Here is a 20847-nt window from a genome sequence, read left to right as displayed (position 1 = left end):
AGGGAGGACACCATGCAGTTGAAGGACCAGGCCGCCATCGTCACCGGCGGCGCATCGGGATTGGGCGCGGCGACCGCGCGCCGGCTTGCGGCGCAGGGCGCCAAGGTCGCGGTCTGCGATCTCAACGCCGCGCTCGCTGAAACCGTCGCCGCCGAGATCGGCGGCACGGCCGTGATCTGCGACGTTTCCGATGCGGCTTCGGCGGAAGCCGCGATCGCCAAGGCTGCGGCCGCCCACGGCCCGGCGCGCGTGCTGGTGAATTGCGCCGGCATCGGCGTCGCCAAGCGCGTGATCGGCAAGGAAGGTCCGATGGCGCTAAGCGATTTCGACAGGGTGATCAAGGTCAACCTGATCGGCTCCTTCAACATGCTGCGGCTGGCGACGGCAGGCATGTCGAAGCTGGAGCCGCTGGCGACCGGTGAGCGCGGCGTCGTGATTTCCACGGCTTCCGTCGCGGCCTATGACGGCCAGATCGGCCAATCAGCCTATTCGGCCTCCAAGGGCGGCATCGTCGCCATGACGCTGCCGATCGCGCGCGAGCTGGCGCAGTTCGGCATTCGCGTGCTGACGATCGCGCCGGGCCTCTTCCTTACACCGCTGCTCGCCAACCTGCCGCAGGAAGCGCAGGATTCGCTTGCCGCTTCGATCCCGTTCCCGCGCCGGCTCGGTCAAGCTGACGAGTTCGCCTCGCTGGCGCTGCACATGATCGACAACCCTTACCTGAACGGCGAAGTGGTGCGGCTCGATGCCGCGCTTCGCATGGCGCCGCGCTAGGAGTACTCGATGTTCGTTAACCGGCGCGACGTGCAGATCCAGTGGGGCGATTGCGATCCCGCCAACATCGTTTACTACCCGCGATATTTCGCAATGTTCGACGATTCGACCTCGATCATGTTCGAAGCGGCCGGTTATTCGAAGCAGGACCTCATCCACAAATATGGCCTGGTCGGCATCCCCATGGTCGACACGCGGGCCAAATTCCACATCCCCTCGACCCATGGCGACTGGATCAGAATCGAAAGCCGGATCGAGAGCTTCAAGCGATCCTCTTTCGAGGTGATCCACAACGTGTTCAAGGGCGAGGCACTGGCGATCGAGGCGTTCGAGACCCGCGTGCTGGTCGGCAAGCATCCGGACGACCCTGCGAAGCTGAAATCGGCGCCGATGCCGCCGGAGATCATCGAGCGATTCATGCGGGGCTGACTTAGGCCTGCGCATGACCTAAAGAAGGGGCTGAATAGCCCACGGGACTTTGCTTAAAACGATAAATAGATAATCCAGGGAGGAATGAATGAATAAGACTTTTCTGTCCGCTGCTTCCGTCGCGGCGGCGCTTGCTCTGACGGGCTTGCCGGCGATGGCGCAAACCAACGAGATCGTAGTCGGCATTTCCATCACCACGACGGGTCCCGCCGCGGCGCTCGGCATTCCCGAGCGCAACTCGCTCGACTTCGTGCCGAAGGAAATCGGCGGCGTGCCGATCAAGATCATCACGCTCGACGACGGCGGTGATCCGACCACGGCGACAACGAACACGCGGCGCTTCGTCACCGAGTCCAAGGCTGACATCATCATGGGGTCGTCGACGACGCCTTCCACGGTCGCGGTCGCCACCGTGGCGAACGAGGCCGGCATTCCGCATATCGGCCTCGCGCCGTTTCCGATCACCGAGGCGCGCATCAAATGGTCGGTCGCCATGCCGCAGCCTATCCCGATCATGGGCAAGGTGCTGTACGAGCACATGAAGGCGCACGGCATCAAGTCCGTCGGCTATATCGGTTACTCCGATTCCTACGGCGATCTCTGGTTCAACGACTTCAAGAACCAGGCCATTCCTATGGGAATGACGCTCGCCACCGAGGAGCGTTTTGCGCGCCCGGATACGTCGGTCGCAGGACAGGTTCTGAAACTCCTCGCCGCCAATCCGGATGCGATCCTGGTCGGCGCTTCCGGCACCGCCGCGGCGCTGCCGCAGACCACGCTGCGCGAGCGCGGCTACAAGGGCCTGATCTACCAGACCCACGGCGCCGCCAGCATGGACTTCATCCGCATCGCAGGTCCCGCGGCCGAAGGCGTGATCATGGCGTCGGGTCCGGTGATGTCGCCGGAGACGCAACCCGACACCGCGCTGACCAAGAAGCCGGGCCTCGCGCTCAACACCGCCTATGAAGCCAAGTATGGCGCCAACAGCCGCAGCCAGTTCGCCGGCCATTCCTATGATGCATTTGAAGTGCTCAAGCGCGTGGTGCCGGTGGCGCTGAAGACGGCAAAACCGGGAACGCCGGACTTCCGCGAGGCGATCCGCCTGGCGCTGATGTCCGAGAAGGAAATCGCGGCCAGCCAGGGTGTCTACAACTTCACCGAAAAGGATCGCTACGGCCTCGACGACCGCTCGCGGATCATCCTGACCGTGAAGGACGGAAAGTACGTTCCAGCGAAGTAAGAAGCGCGGTCTGTAGCGGTCCGTAGGGTGGGCAAAGCGACTTGTCCGCCGTAGCTCGACGAGCGAAGGCGGAAGCGTGCCCACCATAGAGCGGCGAACGAGAGAGATGGTGGGCACGGCGCAATCGCGCCTTTGCCCACCCTACGTCGTCGGCTATCCCCCCGTGGAAGCGACCAGCGACGGCGTCGGCTGCGAACGGGCCTCGTCGACGCATCTGCGCATCACCCGCGCCTGCTCGGCGACATGGTCGAGCAGCCATCGCTCGAACGCTTCGGGCGACATCGCAGGCGCGTAGAGATATCCCTGCACGACGTCGCACCCGAGCCCGGCCAGCAGCTTGCGTTGTCCCTCGGTTTCGACGCCCTCGGCGACCACGGCCATTTTCAGGCTCTGGCCGACACGGACGACGGCGGTGGCGATCGCAAGCGCGCTGGCATCACGCTCGATGTTGCGCATAAAACTGCGGTCGATCTTCAATTCGCGGATCGGCAAGTGCGCCAGCCGGCTCAGGCTTGAATAGCCGGTTCCGAAATCGTCCAGCGACAGGCCGACGCCGAGCTTGCGGATCGCATTCATGGTGTCGATCGCGGCCGAACGCTCGTTCACGAGCACGCCTTCGGTGATCTCGAGCATCAATGTCTGGGGTGGGAGGTCGTTGGCTGCGAGGGTCTCCGCCACCACGGCAGCAAGCTTCGCATTCTGGAAATTGAGCGGCGACAGGTTGACCGCCACGCAGGGGACGTCCAGTCCGGCTTGCCGCCACGCGGCCATTTGCCGGCACGCCTCGCGGATCGACCACAGGCCGATCTGCTCGATCAGGCCGACCTCCTCGGCCAGCGGAATGAATTTCGAAGGCGGGACTTCGCCAAGATCAGGATCGTGCCAGCGGGACAGCGCTTCGACGCCGTAGAGGGCGCCGTCGACGGTTCGGGTCTGCGGTTGATAGACGAGCCTCAACCGGTCATTGGCGATGGCCTGGCGGAGTGCCGCGCTGAAGACGAGCCGCTGCTCGGCAAGCCGGTTCATGTCGGCGCTGAAGAAGCGGTGGGTGGAGCGGCCCGCCTGCTTGGCCTTGTACATCGCCGCATCGGCCTGCTGTATCAGCGTATCGATATCGGTAGCGTTGTCGGGATAGATGCTGATGCCCATGCTGGCGGAAATCGGCACCTGCCTGTTGTCGATCCATAGCGGCGACGTTAGCGCTTCGGTGATGTTGGAGGCGACCAGCGAGGCGCGGGCCGGATCGCAATTCGGTAGCGCGATGACGAACTCGTCGCCGCTCAGGCGTCCCAGCAGGTCGGACGACTGGATACGGGCGCGCAGCCGTTTTGTAAATTCGATCAGCAGGGCGTCGCCTGCCGAATGTCCGAGAGTGTCGTTGACGTCCTTGAAGTGATCGAGATCCAGGAACACCAGCGCGAGCTGCTTCTGCGGCGCGCAGTCTTCGATGGCCTGGTTGATCAGCTCACGCAACTGCGCACGGTTCGGCAGCCCGGTCAGCATGTCATGGTAGGCGAGCCGGGCGATCTGGGCGCGGGCTTCCTTTCGCTCGATCGCCAGCGCGCCGAGGTGAACGCAGGCGTCGACGATGCGCTGATGCCAGCGGCTCGGTGCGCGACATTCCCTGAAATAGAAGGCGAAGGTCCCGATCACGCGGCCGTCCTTGGCCTTGATCGGCGTCGACCAGCAGGCCTTCAGGCCGACCTCGAGCGGCCGCGCCTTGTACGGCTGCCAGCGCGGATCGGTGTCGATATCTTCGGCCAGTACAGGCTTGCCAAAATACGCCGCCGACCCGCACGAGCCGACAGCCGGACCAATGGCGATGCCTTCAAGCGCGCGAGAGTAATCTTCAGGCAGGCTCGGTCCACCCAGCGGGTGCACCAGCCCGTCGGAATCGACGTGCAGCACCGAAGCTACGACATCAGGTGCAATGGTTTCAACGCGCCGGCAGAGCTGGTCGGCAATCTCGGTGATCGGGAGTTCGTCGGCCAACGCGCTCATGATCAATTGCTGCAGCGACCGCAACTGCTTGTTCTCGGAGATATCGGTCAACAGGGCGAAGATGTACTTGACGCGCCCGCGGGCGCTGCGGAACGGCTTGACCATGGCCGAGACCCAGATTTCATCGCCGTTCTTGTCGTAGGCCAGGATTTCGTCTTCAGCGCCGCTCTCATCGTAGATTCGGCGGCGTAGCTTGGGCAGCGTCTTGCGATTGGTGGAGCGGCCGGCAAGCAGCTGGCTCGCCTGCCGTCCTTGTGCTTCTTCAGGTGAGTATCCGAACATTCCGGAGAACGCGGCGTTGGTATAGACGACCTGCAGCTTGCGGTCGGTGACGACGACCGCGCGGTTGGTCTTGTCGGCCACCAGATTGAGCAACGCGATCCTCTCGCGTCGTTCGACCTCGGCGGTGATGTCGCGAACAAAGACCATGTAGTTGCTGCGGCCGTCGATCTCGACACGCGACACCGATAGCGACGCCCGAAGCCGGCTGCCGTTACTGCGCCGGATCGTGATTTCGGAATTTTGCGTGAGGTCATTGAGCCCGAGACAGCTTGCATCGAGTCCAAGAATCTCCTGGCGGCGAACGCCCCAGATCGATTCAGCCGCAGCGTTGAAATGGCTTATGCGCAGGCTGCCGTCGACGATGACGACGGCCTCGCTCGCCTGCTCAAGCGCCGCCAGCAGGAATTCGGGGGTTTCGACTGTCGGATAATCGGAGGCGCGCATCGTCTGACCTTGTAACCCGGCAGCCATCATCGACGCCCGGCGTCCGACGGAAAATGGTTGCTGCATCGCAAGGTTAGAAGGCCGCGCGTGTTCAGGAAGTTGTGCAGCTCACAACGAGCAGGTTGGAACTCGCATCATGATTAAGGCTTCGTTAATAGGGGCCGGCGCGAAATCCGCCTTCGGGAGCAAGCCCACATGGCGGGACTTAACGTGGGACCTCGTCCAGGTCGAAAATGATCCATGGGCGAAAATATCCGGCCATGATCCGTTTGGTGGTAACCGGTCAGACTTGCTGCGCAAAACGATCCGTCGCTTTGATCGGCGCATCAAGAATGCCGGGTTCATCGTAGGCGTGGCCGGCGCCCTCGATCAGATGAAAGTCGGCTTGAGGCCAGGCCTTGTGTAACTGAAACGCATAGCGTGCCGGACGTAGTATATCGCATGGCCGTCGCCGACATCTACAAAACCAACTTTGTACGGCTCAATCGGTGGATAGAGCGTGCGGAGTGGCGCCATTATCCGGCTCGCGAAATCGACGAAGACATGGTCGGAAATTCGCACTCTTCCAGCCCGCTTGCAACTCGATCCCTTGAGAGCGGTCGCCTCCATGTAGCTATCGTCGCCGAGACAGACATGTAGCGGATGCAGAAAAGGCCCGGCATCGCTACCGGGCCTTTCTTATGCTCTGAATGGTTGGACTTAGAAGTCCATACCACCCATGCCGCCCATGCCGCCGCCACCCGCAGGCATGCCGGCGCCTGCGTTCTTCTTCGGCACTTCGGCCACCATGGCTTCCGTGGTGACCAGGAGCGCCGCAACCGAGGCTGCATTCTGGATCGCCACGCGAACGACCTTGGTCGGGTCGATGATGCCCTTGGAGATCAGATTGACATATTCGCCGGTCTGCGAGTCGAAGCCGTAGGCATACTGGTCCTTTTCGAGGATCTTGCCGAGGATGACGGAACCGTCTTCGCCCGCGTTGATCGCGATCTGGCGGGCCGGCCAAGACAGCGCCTTGCGCACGATCTCGACGCCGGTCTTCTGGTCGTCGTTCTTGGTGCGCAGGCCCTTGAGATGCAGGGAGGCCCGGAGCAGGGCGACGCCGCCGCCCGGCACGATGCCTTCTTCCACCGCCGCACGGGTCGCATGCATCGCGTCATCCACGCGATCCTTACGCTCCCTTACCTCGACCTCGGTCGCGCCACCGACGCGGATCACCGCGACGCCGCCCGCGAGCTTGGCCAGACGCTCCTGCAGCTTCTCACGGTCGTAGTCCGAGGTGGTTTCCTCGATCTGCGCCTTGATCTGCTGCACGCGCGCCTCGATGTCGGCCTTCTTGCCGGCCCCGCTGACGATGGTGGTGTTCTCCTTGTCGATCATCACCTTCTTGGCGCGACCGAGCATCTGCAGGGTGACGTTCTCGAGCTTGATGCCGAGATCTTCCGAGATCGCCTGACCAGCGGTCAGAACGGCGATGTCCTGCAGCATGGCCTTGCGGCGATCGCCGAAGCCCGGAGCCTTGACGGCAGCAACCTTGAGGCCACCACGCAGACGGTTCACGACAAGGGTGGCGAGCGCTTCGCCTTCAACGTCTTCGGCGATAATCAGAAGCGGCTTGCCGCTCTGCACCACGGCTTCCAGCAACGGCAGCAGCTCGTTCAGCGAGGAGAGCTTCTTCTCGTTGATCAGGACATAGGCGTCGTCCATTTCAACGCGCATCTTGTCGGCGTTGGTGATGAAGTAGGGCGAGATATAGCCGCGGTCGAACTGCATGCCTTCGACGACTTCGAGCTCGGTCTGGAGCGACTTGGCTTCTTCAACCGTGATGACGCCCTCGTTGCCGACCTTCTTCATGGCGTCAGCCAGGAACTTGCCGATTTCGGCGTCGCCGTTGGCGGAGATGGTGCCGACCTGGGCGATTTCCTCGTTCGAGGTGACCTTCTTGGAGTTCTTGACGAGGTCGGCGACCACGGCTTCCACCGCCATGTCGATACCGCGCTTCAGGTCCATCGGGTTCATGCCGGCGGCAACCGACTTGGCGCCTTCACGGACGATCGCAGCCGCGAGAACGGTCGCGGTGGTGGTGCCGTCGCCGGCAGCGTCAGCGGACTTGGAGGCGACTTCGCGCACCATCTGCGCGCCCATGTTCTCGAACTTGTCCTCGAGCTCGATTTCCTTGGCGACGGTGACGCCGTCCTTGGTCATGCGGGGAGCGCCGAATGACTTGTCGAGCACGACGTTGCGGCCCTTGGGACCGAGCGTCACCTTGACGGCATTGTGGAGAATGTCGACGCCGCGCAGCATGCGGTCGCGGGCATCTACGCCGAATTTGACTTCCTTGGCTGACATGATGATCTCCGTATTCCCAGATCCCAAGGTCCACGCGATTGGGCGGATTCCTGAGGGATGAGATTTGGATTGCAGGGCCTCTTCCTTCGAGACGCCGGCTGCGCCGGCTCCTCAGGATGAGGGAACGGGCTAAAGCGCTTAAGCGGCCTTCTTCTTGGCGGCGGGAACGTCGGTGAGAACGCCCATGATGTCGCTTTCCTTCATGATCAGAAGTTCCTGACCATCGAGCTTGACCTCGGTGCCCGACCACTTGCCGAACAACACGCGGTCACCGACCTTGAGGTCGATCGGGATCAGCTTGCCGGCTTCGTCACGGCCACCCGGGCCTACGGCGACGATTTCGCCCTGTGAGGGCTTTTCCTTGGCACTGTCCGGAATGAGGATGCCGCCAGCGGTCTTGTCTTCGGCATCGATGCGTTTGACCACGACGCGATCGTGGAGCGGACGGAACTTCATGCGATCCTCCATGGCTTTTTGTGATTATTTCTGGATTGGCAGTCGCAATGAGCGAGTGCTAGCCGCCCTTGACATAAGCCTGTGACACTGTGGCGCAAGGGCTTCGGCCCACGATGTTTGACTGCGACTTGAGTTTCTGGAGGAGGCAGCGACTGCTGGCAGGTGAAGTAACATGCTGGTAGCGCGTTGATTGCTATGACCTATTGAACGTTTCCCTTTTTGGCGAATTGAGGATCACGCATTACTCTTCAGTTGAGCTGGAGGTTGGCATGGTCGAGAAAGATGCGGTTTCCAGGGATTTCAGGAACCAGCTCTTAGGCTACGGACTGACAACAGCGGAAATCGTTTATCGCCGTCCGGATCGGCGCTGGTTGCTGCAAACTTACGTCTGGCAGGACTACGATATGTTTCCGGATTTCCCGGCGTTGAAGGATTTCCTTGCGTTCTGGGAAACAAGGCTCGAAGGTCCGCTGTTTGCGGTCACCGTCGCGCACTCCAAACTGATCAAGCCTGCCGAACTACGCGCCGTGGACGGAGTCTTCCGGCTGCATTAACGCCGGCGCTACGAAAATCGCAAAGGCATTTGAATCGCACTCCGGGTGCGACAAAGTAAAAGCGCATATGCATATGTTGGACGTGCTGCTTAGCGCGAGAGGGGTAACTGAAGGCAAAGGTCGCGATAATTGGCAAGTGGTCCGCCACGTCCACACTTCCCATCCTCCATTCTTAAGCGCACGATGCGCTTCGGTCCATGCCCTCAGAGGAGGTAGCTATGGAACATCAATTTTTCATTCGCCGGCAAAACCTTAAGCTCTATCGCAGTCTCGTGGCTGCATCGGAAGCGGCGGCAGCGAAAGCTGACGCGCGGCAGGAGAAGCTTTTAAAGCTACTGGCAGAGGAAGTAGCGAGCGAACCGCCGCCCGGAAAGAACTAAGGCGCTTGATGCCGGCACGAGTGGCTTAACCTGTCAAAAGCAATCAGGAGCGGCTACGGCGAATCCATCGCTAGTGGCAAGTTTAGTTTGCCGTCTTTCCGGACTTCGGCAATTCCCATTGCGGCAATTGCCGAACATACAGGACATTGTTGGCGCCACGATCGCGGACATTGCGATTTCAATCAGGGACGCTTTGCGGGCGCTAGTCCTTCAAGTACTACAAAATCCGAAGGTTCACGCCGGCGCGCCTTACCTGGGTGGATGCAAATCGCCTTGAAGCCAGCGTCCAAGGGACTTGGACTTCATAGGGTCTTCATACGCGGCAAGGGTCGTATGTGCGTGGTTGCAGATAGCGCATTCAAAGGTATGCAAGTCGACGCCCGGGCGTGCTGGCTCGATACTGACGAGCATCATCGGGGCCTTGCACGTCGGACAAGCGGGGCGCTCAATTGCAACGAATGGAATGACGGACGACAGGCGTTGAGACTGGGGCATGATGCTTCCCTCGAATAGGCGGGAGCGCAACACTCTCTGTCACCGGTAATGCCCAGGAGGCGGAGCGGTGATTGTCCGAGTATGCGCCTCCAGGGAACTCAAAAGCGAGTTAATTCGCGGATATTTGGAAGGAAGGCAGGCACCAGCCGATAGTCCGGGCCCCGCCGGCTCACCCCGGCGGGTTTTGCTTGCCTTCCAAATCGGCATGAGGTTGTCTTGAGGTCCTATCGGATATGGGAGACGACCAAGGTGGCAACTGGAACGGTGAAGTGGTTCAACGCGACAAAGGGCTATGGATTCATTCAGCCCGATAACGGCAGCAAGGATGTTTTCGTGCACATCTCCGCGGTCGAGAAAGCTGGGCTCAGCACACTCAATGAGGGTGCAAAGGTCAGCTATGAGGAAGTGCCCAACAAGGGGAAGACTTCGGCGGAGAATTTGAGGGTCGGGTGACTTCGGAAGGGCTGGCGAAGCCCGCCGGCTCCCGTCGAAGGGGGCGCGCGGTTCGCTGCGCCGGGTTCGGACATCACGCGATTTCCAACTTGAGTCCGGAAATGCGCACCAAAGCGGACGTCCACCGATCACTCTGAACTTATGGGGTCACCCCTAGATCCCGCTCGCGCCCTCGTGCTGGAAGCCGAGATAGCTTGCCGCGACGCGCTGGTTGGACGCGATGTCCCTGGCCGATCCGGACAGGATGAATTCGCCGAGCTCCATGACATAGGCGCGGTCGGCGATTTTGAGCGCGGCTTGCGCGTTCTGCTCGACCAGCAGCACCGAGACGCCGGCGGCGCGCAGTTCGCCGATGGTGCGGAAGATGTCGGCAACGATGATCGGCGCCAGCCCGAGGCTCGGTTCGTCCAGCATCAATAGTTTTGGCGTGCCCATCAACGCGCGGCCCATCGCCAGCATCTGCTGCTCGCCACCCGACAGCGTGCCGGCCAGCTGCTTGCGCCGCTCCTTCAGCCGCGGAAACAGCGTATAGACGCGCTCGAACGATTTTGCTGCGGTAGCCTTCGGAATCCGGAAGGCGCCGAGCTCCAGATTGTCCTCGACATTCATGGTGCCGAACAATTCGCGGTGCTCGGGCACCAGACACAGGCCCGCCGCAACGCGATCCTCGATGTCGAGTGCGGCCATGTCCAGGCCTGCGAAGGCGGTAGCGCCCTTGAGCGGCAGCACGCCCATGATGGCGTTCAAGAGCGTGGTCTTGCCGGCGCCGTTGGCGCCGATGATGGTAACGATCTCGTTATCGGCGACGTCGAGCGAAACCGAACGCACGGCTTCGACCTTGCCGTAGGAAACATGGGCGTCGGAGACCGATAACAGCGCGCTCATGCGGTGGCTCCGAGATAGGCCTTGATCACATCGGGATTGGTCTTGATCTCAGCCGGCGTGCCCTCGGCGATCTTGGTGCCGAAATCCAGCACCACGATGCGGTCGGCGAGGTCCATCACAAAACCCATGTCGTGCTCGACCAGCAGCACCGACATGCCGCCGTCGCGCAGTTGACGGAGGAGGGCAGCGAGCCGCTGCTTCTCCATATGGCGCAATCCCGCGGCCGGCTCGTCGAGCAGCAGCAGCAATGGATCGACGCACAGCGCACGCGCGATCTCGACGATGCGCTGCTGGCCGAGCGACAGGCTTCCCGCCAACTGGTCGATCTGGTCGCCGAGGCCGACGCGCTCGATCTGGCGCGCCGCTTCTGCCAGCAGCTTTGCTTCATCGGCCCGATCCAGCCGGAACATGCTTGATATCGCGCCCGAAGACCCGCGCAGATGCGCGCCGATCGCGACGTTCTCCAGCACGGTCATGTCGGGCACCAGCTTGACGTGCTGGAAGGTGCGCGCGACGCCGAGTTTTACAACTTCCTGCGGAGGCGCATTGTCGACCTTGCGGCCGAGCACCGAGATGGTGCCGCCGGTCGTGGTCAGCACGCCCGTGATCAGGTTGAACGTCGTGCTCTTGCCGGCGCCGTTGGGACCGATAAGGGCGACGATCTCGCGGGCCTGGACGTCGAAGGAGACGTCGTTGACGGCAATCACGCCGCCGAACTGCTTGCGCGCTTTCTCGATCTGGAGCAGCGCGGCGGCAGAGGCCGGCGCGCGCTCGCGCTTGGCGAGGGGAAGCGACGTATCGGGTACCTTGCGGCCCGGCTTGAACGGCAATCGCGCCATCAGCCACGGCCAGACGCCTGTCGGCGCCAGTTGCAGCAGAACGACCAGCAGGATGCCGAACACGATGGTCTCGAGCTGGCTCTGGCCGCCGAAGACATACGGCAGATAGCTCTGCAGCACCTCTTTCAGGATCACCACGATGCCGGCGCCAAGCACCGCGCCCCAGACATAACCGGCGCCGCCGACCACGGCGATGAACAGATATTCGATGCCGGCCTGCGCGCCGAACGGCGTCGGATTGGCGGCGCGCTGGAAATGCGCGTAGAGCCAGCCGGACAGGCCCGCCAGCACCGCCGCATAGATGAACACCAGGAGCTTGGCGCGCGGCGTCTGCACGCCAAACGCTTCGCCGGCGATGTGTCCGCGCCGCAGCGCGCGGATCGCGCGGCCGGTGCGGGAATCCAGCAGGTTCATGGTCAGCAATGCCGAGATCAATACCCCGATCCAGATCGCGAAATAGATCGTGCCGGGATCGAGCATCCGGAAGCTGCCGATCGAGAGCGGCGGAATGCCTGAGATGCCGTCATTGCGGCCGAGGAATTCAAGCTTGCTGAACAAATAAAACAGCCCGATGCCCCAGGCGATGGTGCCGAGCGGCAGATAATGGCCGGACAGCCGCACCGTGACGATGCCGAGCAAGACGGCGGCGATGCCGCTGACCAGCAGCGAGAGCGGCAGCGTCAGCCACGGCGAGAAGCCATAGGCGGTGGTCAATACCGCTGTGGTGTAAGCGCCGAAGCCGCAGAACGCTGCCTGGCCGAACGAGGTGAGGCCGCCGACGCCGGTCAACAGCACGAGGCCCATGGCCACCAGCGCGGCGAGGCCGATATTGTTGAGCAGCACGATCCAGAACGGCGGCACGCCGGGGATGAACGGGATCGCCGCCATGACAGCTGCGAAGGTGATGAGGGGAAGCCGCTGATTCATCGCCGTCAGTCCTTCTCTTCCTCGACCGCGGGCGCTGCGAGCGAACGCAGCACCAGCACGGGAAGGATCAGCGTAAAGACGATGACCTCCTTGAAATTGCTGGCGTAGAACGAGGAGAACGCCTCGACGCTGCCGACGATCAGGGCCGCCACTGCCGTCAGCGGATAGCTCACCAGCCCGCCGATGATCGCGGCAATAAAACCTTTCAGGCCGATCAGGAATCCAGTGTCGTAATAGAGCGTGGTGATCGGCACGATCAGGATGCCGGAAATGGCGCCGATCAGGGACGCCAGCAGGAAAGCGATCTGTCCCGACAGCGTGGTGCGGATGCCGACGAGGCGGGCGCCTAACCGGTTGACGGCGGTGGCACGCAGCGCCTTGCCCATCCGCGTGAAGCCGAAGAACAGCCACAGCGCTATGATGAAGGCAATCGTCAGCCCATAGACCGCAAGGCTCTGGCCGGTGAAGCGCAGCGGGCCGATCGTCAATGCGGTGTTGGACAGCGCCGGTCCGCGCAGACCTTCGGCGCCGAAGAACACCAGGCCCAGGCCCTGCAAGGCGAGATGGCAGCCGACGGAGGCGATCAGCAGCACCAGCACCGAGGTATGGGCGATCGGCTGGAACGCGATGCGGTAGAGGAACAGTCCGATCGCCGCGACGATCAAAAGCGACAGCGCGATGTTGATCGCGATCGGCGTCTTGGGCCCGGCAAGCGCATAAGCGAGGGCCAGGATCGCCGCCGGCAGGACGATGTTGAGGGCAAAGGAGCGCGCAACCCGCGTGAGCCGCAGCGAGCGCCGTGCGTTAAACAGATCGAGCGCGAAGGCCACCACGCCCATGGCCATGGCGAGCCACGCGGTGCCCGGCACCTTGCCGGTCGCCAGCACGGCGTAGCTGAGCGCGCCGAACGTGACGAATTCGCCCTGCGGGATCAGGATGACGCGGGTGACAGCAAACACCAGCACCAGCGCCAGCCCGAGCAGCGCATAGATCGCGCCATTGGTGATGCCGTCCTGCAGCAGGAACAGCATGATCGTCGTATTCAAGACTGGCGCTCCCCCTAAAAGCGTCGCCGGTCCTGACCTCACGCGGTCCGCCGGCCGTCCGATATCTCGGCAGTTGAAAGGCGCCGATATTTGATATATTCAATAACAATTATCAAATATAACATCAAGGGCCCGGCCGCCGGCCAAGCCTTTTTCGAGTGCGAGCCTCACGCCATGACAGTTTCCAAGGCAGCGACCGATGCCGTCAAGTCGCCGCGCAGCAACGGCAAGGAAATTGCGGGCGGCGCCGCTGATAATGCCGGGCTGCAACTGGGCGAGCTGGCCGAACTGCTCGGCTATTCGCTCAAGCGTGCACAGCTCAAGGTGTTCGAGGATTTTCTGCGCTGCGTCGCGCCGCTGCAACTGACGCCGGCGCAATTCTCGGTGCTGCTGCTGCTCGACCGCAACCCCGGACGCAACCAGACCGAAATCGCCAACACGCTCGGCATCCTCAGGCCGAATTTCGTATCGATGCTGGATGCGCTGGAGAGCCGCGGCCTGTGCGCCCGGATGCGTTCGACCAACGATCGCCGCTCGCACATCCTGCTTCTGACCGACAAGGGCAGGGCGGTGCTGGCGCGCGCCAAGAAGCTGGTTGCCAGCAAGCACGAGGCGCGGCTCAACGAATTGCTGGGCCCCGCCAACCGCGTAGCCCTGCTCGAAATGCTGTCGAAGATCGCGGCGGAGTTTTGATGTTGCCTGTCATTCCGGGATGGTCCGAAGGACCAGACCCGGAATCTCGAGATTCCGGGTTCGATGCTTTGCATCGCCCCGGAATGACGATGTAGCTCAATCAGGCCGCGACGATACGGCCTTGAGCCTCGCGCGGCCCGCGTCCCGACAGGAATTGCCGCTCGATCTCGGCGGCGGGAAGCGGCTTGCTGAACAGGAAGCCCTGCATCTCCGTGCATCCTTCGGAAGCGATGCTGTGGAGTTGTTCGGCGGTTTCCACGCCCTCGGCAGTAGCTGTCATGCCCATGCCATTGGCGAGTGCGGCAACCGCCCGCACGATGGTGAGCGAGCTCGAATCCTCGGTGATGTTCTTGACGAAGGAGCGGTCGATCTTGATCTTGTCGAACGGAAAGCTCTGCAAATACGTCAGCGACGAATATCCGGTACCGAAATCGTCCATCGCGATCCGGATCCCGAGCGCCCGCAACTGATGCAGCACCGCGAGCGTCGCCTCCTTGTTGTGGAGCAACACGCTCTCGGTGATCTCGATCTCCAGCCGTGTGGCCGCGAGGCCGGAAGCCGCGAGCGCGCTGACGATCACCTGCATCAGGCCGGGACTGCGAAACTGGATCGCTGAAATATTGACGGCGACGTGAAGGTTGTCGGGCCATTGCGCCGCGGTGGCGCAGGCCTGCCGGATGACCCACTCGCCCAGCGGGACGATAAAGCCGATCTCTTCGGCCAGCGGAATGAAGGTGGCCGGCGAGATCAACCCCTTGGCCGGATGATTCCAGCGTATCAAGGCTTCAAAGCCGCTGATTTCCTTGCTCGCCAGGTTGACGACCGGCTGGTAGTGCAGCTCGAATTCGCCCGCCGGCAGCGCCTTGCGCAGGTCCTGCTCCATGACGCGGCGGGTCTGCATCTGCAAATCCATCGCGGGCTCGAAGAAGCGGAACGTGCCGCGGCCGTCGCTCTTGGCGCGGTAGAGCGCGAGGTCGGCGTTGCGCAACAATTTGTCGGGATTCGATCCGTCACCGGGACCGACCGAAATGCCGATGCTGACGCCGATCACGGCCTGTTGGCCGTCGATGTCATAGGGCTCGCTCAGCGCATCGATGACGCCCTGCGCCAGCAAAGTGGCTTCGGCGGGGTCTGCGATCGTGGCCTGCACGATCACGAATTCATCGCCGCCCATCCGCGCGATGGTATCGGCGTCGCCAACGAGCCCGCGTAACCGCTCGGCGACGATCCTCAGCAGCTTGTCGCCGCAGGGATGGCCGAACGTATCGTTGACGGCCTTGAATTGATCGAGGTCGAGATGATGGACGGCCACCATTTCGCCGTGCTGAATCCTGCCCAGCGCATATTCGAGCCGGTCGTTCAACAGCACCCGGTTGGCCAGATCGGTCAGCGCGTCGTGGTGCGCCATGTATTCGATCTTGACCTCAGACTGGCGCTGCTCGGTGATGTCTTCATGCGTGGCGACCCAGCCGCCGCCGGGCATCGGGCGGTGCCGGATCTTGAACGTGCGTCCGTTCATCAATTCGACGATGCTGTCTTTCGGCTCGTTGGAAACCGCGACGTTGGTGCGCCATTGAAGATATTCATCGCGCGTCATGGCGGGAAAGCTGCCGGCTTCGAAGCGCAGGTCGACGATCTCGATCAGCGACATGCCGGGGCTGACGCGCTCGGGCGCAATATCATACATCTCGACAAAGCGATCGTTGCAGACGATCAGCCGGTGGTCGGAATCGAAGAAGCAGAGCCCCTGCGACATGTTGTTGATGGCGGTGTCGAACTGGAAGTTCCTGACGCGCAGCGTCTCTTCCTGCGCCTTGCCGAGTTCGTATTGTTTCTTCAGCCGGGCATTGAGCTCTTCGCGCTCGGTGATGTCCTCGTGGGTCGCCATTCCGCCGCCGCCGGGTATCGGGTAGACGGTGTAGGCGATGATCCGGCCGTCAGTGAATTCCTGCATCGTGGTGTCGAGTGCGATGTCGCGGCCGACGCGCTCGCGGATGTAGTCATCGACTGCGACCTGCACCTTCAGGCCGAGATTCAGCCGATGCCGGATCAGTTCATGGGTCGGCGTCCCCGGCTTCACCTGTTCGGGCGAGAGCCCGTACATTTCCCTGTAACGCTCGTTGCAGAAAACGACTTCGCGTTTCTCGTCGAAAATGGCGATGCCGAGCGATAAATGGTTGATCGCCTCTTCGAGCCGCGCACTCAGGGGCGCTGACCGCGGGGCGGTTATCTGGCCGTGATCCGTCATATGGCGTTTCCCCAGCCGCTATCGGCGGCTCTCCTCCTCCAGGAGCGCGCCCATTAGAAGCCCAAGCTGGTGAATTGCGCCTTCGAGACCGGCCAATGCGCGCCGGTTCCTCGCAACTTGCTCAACAGAGCGTTAACGTCGCTTTAACACCTACAGGATGCCGGCAACGGTTCGCAAAACCTAGGCGGGGTCCACCAAAATCACCCTGACGTCATTGACGTTGGTGAGCGTCGGGCCGGTCAGCAGCAGATCGCCGCTGGCGGAAAAGAACGCGGTGGCATCGTTGTTGGCGAGATAGGCCGCGGGGTCCAGCCCGAGCGACTTCATCTTGGCAAACGTGGTCTGATCAATCACGGCGCCGGCCGGATCGGTTGCGTTGCCGGCGCCGCCGTCGGCACCGTCGGTGTCCGCCGCCAGCGCCACAATACCTGACGTGTCCTTTAGAAGATCCGCCAGCGCCAGCGCATATTCCTGGTTGGGGCCGCCACGGCCATTGCCGCGCACGGTCACCGTGAGTTCGCCGCCCGAAAGGATCGCGATGCGTTTGCCTTCGCTGTGTGCCTTCAGCGCCAGGCGCGCATGATCGGCCGCAACATCGCGCGCCTCGCCTTCGAGATCGGCGCCGAGGCCGATGACCTCATATCCCGCGTCCTTTGCGACCTTGATAGCCGCGTCGAGCGAAGCCTTCGGTTTCGCAATCATCTCGAACTGCGCGCGGGCAAACGCGCCATCGCCGGGCTTGCAGCTCTCATTCCCAGGGTCTTCGAGGGCGCGCCTGATAGCATCGTCGACCGTGAGATTGTACCTCGCCACCAGCGCGCGGGCGTCCGCCAGCGTGCTCGGATCCGGCACCGTCGGTCCCGATGCGATCGCGGACGGATCGTCATGCGGCACATCCGAGATCACCAGCGTAACGATTTCGGCGGCGCGCTGTCCGGCGCGGGCCAGCCGTCCGCCCTTGATCCGCGACAGGTGCTTGCGGACGATATTCATCTCGCCGATCGGCGCGCCCGAACGCAACAGCGCGCGGTTCACCTGCTGCTTCTGTGCAAACGAAACGCCGTCGGCCGGCGCGATCCAGTTCGCGGAACCACCGCCGGACAACAGCACCAGCAGCAGGTCGTCGGCGGTTGCTTCCGCAGCGAGACGCAGCGTTTCGTCGGCGGCTTTCAACCCGGCTTCGTCGGGCACGGGATGGCCGGCCTCGACGACCCTGATGCGGCGCGTCGGCACGCCGTGGCCGTGGCGCGTGGTGGCAATGCCGGTCAGTCGCGACGGATCGAGCCCCAGCGTGTCGAGATAGTGCCGTTCGGCCGCAGCCGCCATCGCGGCCGCGCCCTTGCCGGCGGCGAGGCAGATCACCTTGCCCTTCGGCGCCGGGCGCAGATGGGCCGCGAGCACGACATCGGGATGCGCGGCCGCAACGGCCGCGTCAAAGATCGCACGCAAGAGGGGACGCCGGTCGGTCATGTCTGCTCGGGGACGAAGAGGGACGGGAAGTCAGGTTATCCATCCAATCGCCGCAAAAGAAAACCCCCGCAGGGTGCCTGCGGGGGCATTACTGGCTAACAATCGGTCGATAGCATTTTGCGATTAGCCGCCGACCTCGGCATCAATCACTTCGCCGAAGCGTTCCCAGGTCTCGCCTTTGAACTTCTGAAGCTGGACCGCCGAAATGGGGGCAAAGTCTGTAGCGCTGGTGTTGACCTTGATACCTGGCAGCAAGCTGCCGATCTCGAGATTCCTGATGCTGGCTGCCTGCTTCATGACGTTCTCGCGGGTGAGATTGTCGCCGCTGGCTTTGAGCACATGCACGAGGCCCTGCGCGACTGTGTACCCGTACATCACAAAGCTATCGATCCTGTTGGCCTCGGGGTAGTATTTGGCCAGAAATTCATCGAAAGCTTTCATGCCGGGGTCGTTCTTCCACTCCGGATCAGACGTATCCTTAAGGTAATTGGACGAGATGATGTCCTGCGCATTCTCGAAGCCGGCCGGTTTCATCACGCTGCCAATCGAGGCCGAGACGTTATTGAGAAAGTGCAGCGGCTTCCAGCCGATCTCGGCGTTCTTCTTGATCGCCTGCGCCGCGAATTTGGGCGTGGTGATGTTGATGAACACGTCGGCGCCACTCGCCTTCAGCTTGACGATGTGGGAATCGATCGTCGGCTCGGAGACTTCGTAGCTTTCCTCCAGGACGATCATCGATGCGGCCTTGGCGCCGAGTCCGTCCTTGAAGCCCTTCAGATAGTCCTTACCGTAGTCGTCGTTCTGATAAAGGATTCCGACCTTGGCGTCCGGCTTGTTCTTCAGAATGTACTTGGCATAGATCTGCGTTTCGCTCTGGTAGTTGGGCTGCCAGCCCATCGTCCACGGGAAGTTTTTCGGATCGTTCCACTTGGTGGCGCCGGTGGCGACGAACAGTTGCGGCACCTTCTTGCTGTTGAGGTATTTCTGGATCGCCGTGTTCGGCGGCGTGCCGAGCGGATTGAAGACGATCAGTGCTTCGTCGCTCTCGACCAGCTTGCGCGCCTGCTCCACCGTCTTCGGCGGGCTGTACGCATCGTCATAGCTGATGAAGTTGATCTTGCGGCCGTTGATGCCGCCCTCGGCGTTGATCTTCTTGAAATAGGCTTCCTCGGTCTTGGCGATCACGCCATAGGCGGAAGCCGGTCCGCTGTAGGGCATGATGTTGCCGATCTTGATTTCGGTATCGCTTGCACCGGGGTCGTATTTCTTCTGTGCGAGAACGCCGCTCGAAGTTGCCGCGAGTAGTCCAAACGCGGTCGAAACAACCGCAAGTTTTTTCATTGTGGACATTTCTGTCTCTCCCTTTTCATTTCTTAATGTAACCGCCGGACCTCTTAACAAGGCTCTTTTGACAGCGTCGTGATTAGCATCTTGCCGGAAGCCTCACAAACAAAAAGCCCCTGCGGCAAAAGCCGCAGGGGCTGCATCTTCAGCAGAGCTCGCGAAGCAGCGTTAGCCGCCGACGTCGCCCGAGAGAATTTCGCCGAAGCGTTCCCAGTTCTCGCCCTTGAACCTGATCAGTTGCAATTGCGAGAGCGGAGCAAAATCGGTCGCCGACGTGTTGACCTTGACCCCAGGCAGCAGGCCGCCGAGTTCGAGGTCCTTGATGCTGGCCGCCTGCTTCATGACGTTTGCGCGGGTGAGGTCGTCGCCGCAGGCCTTAAGCACGTGCACCAAGCCTTGAGAGACGATATAGGCGTACATCACCGATGCATCGGACCGGTTGGCTTCCGGATAATACTTATCCAGGAACTCGTTCCATGCCTTCATCGCGGCATCGTTCTTCCATTGCGCGTCGGTTGGATCCTTGAAGTACTGCGACGAGATGATGTCCTGTCCATTCTCGAACCCGGCCGGCTTCATCACGCTGCCGATCGAGGCCGAGACGTTGTTGAGGAAGTGCAGTGGCTTCCAGCCGATCTCCATGTTCTTCTTGATCGCCTGTGCCGCGAATTTCGGCGTGGTGATGTTGAAGAAGACGTCGGCGCCGGACGATTTCATCTTGACGATGTGGGAGTCGATCGTCGGCGCGGAAACCTCGTAGCTTTCCTCAATGACGATCATCGACGCGGCCTTGGCGCCGAGCCCGTCCTTGAAGCCTTTCAGATAGTCCTTGCCGTAATCGTCGTTCTGATAAAGCACGGCGATCTTGGCGTTCGGGTTGTTCTTCAGAATGTACTTCGCATAGATCGCCGACTCGCTCTGGTAGTTGGGCTGCCAGCCCATGGTCCAGGGGAAGTCCTTCGGGTCGTTCCACTTGGTGGCGCCGGTGGCGACGAACAGTTGCGGCACCTTCTTGGTGTTCAGGTACTTCTGGATCGCGGTGTTCGGCGGCGTGCCGAGCGAATTGAAGATCAGCAGCACCTCGTCACTCTCGACCAGCTTGCGCGCCTGCTCCACCGTCTTCGGCGGGCTGTAGGCGTCGTCATAGCTGACGAAGTTGATCTTGCGGCCGTTGATGCCGCCCTCGGCGTTGATCTTCCTGAAATAGGCCTCTTCGGTTTTTCCGATCACGCCGTAGGCCGAGGCCGGCCCGCTGTAGGGCATGATGTTGCCGATCTTGATCTCGGTGTCGGTGGCGCCGGTGTCGTATTTCTTTTGTGCCAATGCGCCGCTGCTGGTCGCGGCGAGCAGTGCGAGGGCAGCCGCAAAGGCTCCCAGTCGCAAGTTGATAACGGACATTTTTTGATCTCCCTGGGATCGATGACTGTGTCACTGTTTTAGATTGGAGCGCTTGGCGGCCCGTTGCGAACATTGAATACCTTTCGGTCCCGTCCAGCAACAAAAAGCCCCCCGCGACAGCGTCGCGGGAGGCGATATTT

General features: G+C 61.9%; 17 protein-coding genes and 1 pseudogene. 7 read left to right on the top strand and 11 right to left on the bottom strand.

All coding sequences use genetic code 11. The features are described 5' to 3' along the window. Positions 1-12: 12 nt before the first annotated feature. From C7G61_RS12385 to C7G61_RS12375, 3 genes are all read left to right on the top strand, one after another. The gene (locus C7G61_RS12385) at positions 13-774 is read left to right on the top strand and encodes an SDR family NAD(P)-dependent oxidoreductase (protein WP_108514363.1); all 762 of its coding nucleotides are present in this window, start codon (positions 13-15) and stop codon (positions 772-774) included. Between the two features lie 9 nt (positions 775-783). After that, positions 784-1203, top strand: a complete 420-nt coding sequence (locus C7G61_RS12380) for an acyl-CoA thioesterase (RefSeq protein WP_108514362.1) — start codon at positions 784-786, stop codon at positions 1201-1203. A gap of 88 nt (positions 1204-1291) precedes the next feature. Then, positions 1292-2443: an ABC transporter substrate-binding protein gene (locus C7G61_RS12375; RefSeq protein WP_108514361.1), complete on the top strand. Its 1152-nt coding sequence runs from the start codon at positions 1292-1294 to the stop codon at positions 2441-2443. A gap of 153 nt (positions 2444-2596) precedes the next feature. Here the strand turns inward: C7G61_RS12375 and C7G61_RS12370 are convergent, their stop codons facing one another. The 4 genes and pseudogenes from C7G61_RS12370 to C7G61_RS12350 all read right to left on the bottom strand — a co-directional run bounded on the left by C7G61_RS12370 (position 2597) and on the right by C7G61_RS12350 (position 7975). Next, on the bottom strand, positions 2597-5170 hold the full coding sequence (locus C7G61_RS12370) for an EAL domain-containing protein (protein ID WP_108514360.1): 2574 nt from the start codon (positions 5168-5170) through the stop codon (positions 2597-2599). A gap of 283 nt (positions 5171-5453) precedes the next feature. Beyond that, a pseudogene (locus C7G61_RS12365) lies at positions 5454-5609 on the bottom strand (prolyl aminopeptidase); the annotation flags it as partial. 260 nt (positions 5610-5869) lie between these two features. After that, a complete protein-coding gene (gene groL, locus C7G61_RS12355) occupies positions 5870-7519 on the bottom strand; it encodes a chaperonin GroEL (RefSeq protein ID WP_108514358.1) in 1650 nt (549 codons plus the stop codon). Positions 7520-7657: 138 nt separating this feature from the next. After that, positions 7658-7975 (bottom strand): co-chaperone GroES, encoded by a 318-nt coding sequence (locus C7G61_RS12350; RefSeq protein ID WP_108514357.1) that lies wholly within the window; start codon positions 7973-7975, stop codon positions 7658-7660. Positions 7976-8244: 269 nt separating this feature from the next. Here C7G61_RS12350 and C7G61_RS12345 point away from each other — a divergent pair, with 269 nt between their 5' ends. From C7G61_RS12345 to C7G61_RS12340, 3 genes are all read left to right on the top strand, one after another. Further along, positions 8245-8529 (top strand): usg protein, encoded by a 285-nt coding sequence (locus C7G61_RS12345; RefSeq protein WP_108514356.1) that lies wholly within the window; start codon positions 8245-8247, stop codon positions 8527-8529. A gap of 218 nt (positions 8530-8747) precedes the next feature. Further along, positions 8748-8909: a hypothetical protein gene (locus C7G61_RS44575; protein WP_190241777.1), complete on the top strand. Its 162-nt coding sequence runs from the start codon at positions 8748-8750 to the stop codon at positions 8907-8909. 744 nt (positions 8910-9653) lie between these two features. Beyond that, positions 9654-9857, top strand: coding sequence for a cold-shock protein (locus tag C7G61_RS12340; RefSeq protein ID WP_074278830.1), 204 nt, complete (start codon positions 9654-9656; stop codon positions 9855-9857). Positions 9858-10010: 153 nt separating this feature from the next. On the opposite strand, the gene C7G61_RS12335 is transcribed toward C7G61_RS12340, so the two are convergent. The 3 genes from C7G61_RS12335 to C7G61_RS12325 are packed head-to-tail and all read right to left on the bottom strand — an operon-like array spanning position 10011 to position 13554. Beyond that, positions 10011-10742, bottom strand: a complete 732-nt coding sequence (locus C7G61_RS12335; RefSeq protein WP_108514355.1) for an ABC transporter ATP-binding protein — start codon at positions 10740-10742, stop codon at positions 10011-10013. After that, positions 10739-12508, bottom strand: a complete 1770-nt coding sequence (locus C7G61_RS12330; protein WP_108514354.1) for a branched-chain amino acid ABC transporter ATP-binding protein/permease — start codon at positions 12506-12508, stop codon at positions 10739-10741. The genes C7G61_RS12335 and C7G61_RS12330 overlap by 4 nt, the downstream gene beginning before the upstream one ends. Positions 12509-12513: 5 nt before the next feature. Beyond that, entirely contained in the window at positions 12514-13554 is a 1041-nt protein-coding gene (locus tag C7G61_RS12325; protein WP_190241776.1) for a branched-chain amino acid ABC transporter permease, read from the bottom strand. Positions 13555-13728: 174 nt separating this feature from the next. On the opposite strand from C7G61_RS12325, the gene C7G61_RS12320 reads away from it, so the two are divergent. Then, positions 13729-14247: a MarR family winged helix-turn-helix transcriptional regulator gene (locus C7G61_RS12320; RefSeq protein ID WP_108514490.1), complete on the top strand. Its 519-nt coding sequence runs from the start codon at positions 13729-13731 to the stop codon at positions 14245-14247. 100 nt (positions 14248-14347) lie between these two features. On the opposite strand, the gene C7G61_RS12315 is transcribed toward C7G61_RS12320, so the two are convergent. From C7G61_RS12315 to C7G61_RS12300, 4 genes are all read right to left on the bottom strand, one after another. Beyond that, the gene (locus tag C7G61_RS12315) at positions 14348-16495 is read right to left on the bottom strand and encodes a sensor domain-containing protein (protein ID WP_108514353.1); all 2148 of its coding nucleotides are present in this window, start codon (positions 16493-16495) and stop codon (positions 14348-14350) included. Positions 16496-16675: 180 nt separating this feature from the next. Next, positions 16676-17965: a glycerate kinase type-2 family protein gene (locus C7G61_RS12310; protein ID WP_108514352.1), complete on the bottom strand. Its 1290-nt coding sequence runs from the start codon at positions 17963-17965 to the stop codon at positions 16676-16678. 123 nt (positions 17966-18088) lie between these two features. Beyond that, positions 18089-19315 (bottom strand): ABC transporter substrate-binding protein, encoded by a 1227-nt coding sequence (locus tag C7G61_RS12305; RefSeq protein ID WP_108514351.1) that lies wholly within the window; start codon positions 19313-19315, stop codon positions 18089-18091. Positions 19316-19477: 162 nt separating this feature from the next. Next, complete coding sequence (locus C7G61_RS12300; protein WP_108514350.1) at positions 19478-20707, bottom strand: ABC transporter substrate-binding protein; 1230 nt, start codon at positions 20705-20707, stop codon at positions 19478-19480. Positions 20708-20847 lie beyond the last annotated feature (140 nt).

It is taken from the genome of Bradyrhizobium algeriense, assembly GCF_003062295.1.
Classification (GTDB): domain Bacteria; phylum Pseudomonadota; class Alphaproteobacteria; order Rhizobiales; family Xanthobacteraceae; genus Bradyrhizobium; species Bradyrhizobium algeriense.
This window is presented reverse-complemented; position numbering and strand designations above follow the sequence as displayed.